The sequence below is a fragment of the Cyanobium sp. NIVA-CYA 375 genome, from assembly GCF_056108345.1.
In genome coordinates, this window is the sequence record NZ_JBSYHW010000353.1 from 1 (window position 1) to 654 (window position 654).

The following is a 654-nucleotide window of genomic DNA, read 5'->3' on the forward strand; positions in this document are numbered from 1 at the left end:
AAGAAGACGCCCCGCCGCATGCAGAGGCCGAAGCCGCGATCTCGGACGCACCGGACACAGCAGCGGCCGAGGGTGTTGTGACTCCGTCCAATGGTGCCCCCGCCTATGCCGTGGCCTATCCCGGTGCCGATGCCACGCCTTCCGGCACCGAACCCGCCACCGATCTGGCCGGTTCGATCACCTTCACCACGCCCGACAGTCCCGAGGCGGTGATCGAATTCTATCAGTCAAAGGCGCGCGAAAGCGGCCTGTCGACCGTCTCGGCCCTCAGGCAGGGGCAGGCCCAGGCCTATGCCGCCGGTGATCCCGAGGGACGCGGGGCCACCCTGACGGTCGTCGCTGCCCCCACCGAAGGCGACGACAGCCAGACCCGGGTGTCCGTCACGTGGACCGTCGCCCCGTGAGGCCGGGGGGGCGGGCGCCTGCCCTCCTCTTGACCCTTCCCCTCCTGATCTCGGCCTGTGGCCTGCCGGCCGGGGGGGCGGACCGTCGTCCCCTTCAGACCGCCGCACCCTCCGTCGGGTTCCAGGGCCCGGACCAGATCGAGGCTTTGGCCGAGGCCGCACGACCCGCTGCAGGGCCAACCGCCGCCGACATCGGCGCCGACCGCCGCATCTATGAGCAGGAGGGCCGGACTCCCGGCACGGATCGCTG

The 654-nt window shown here is 71.6% G+C and carries 2 protein-coding genes; both read left to right on the top strand.

The features are described from left to right. On the top strand, positions 1-404 hold a 404-nt coding region (locus AC01FP_RS18535), incomplete at its 5' end, for a hypothetical protein (protein WP_474482347.1). Between the two features lie 29 nt (positions 405-433). Then, positions 434-654, top strand: a 221-nt coding sequence (locus AC01FP_RS18540) for a hypothetical protein (RefSeq protein ID WP_474482349.1), incomplete at its 3' end; no start/stop codon positions are given.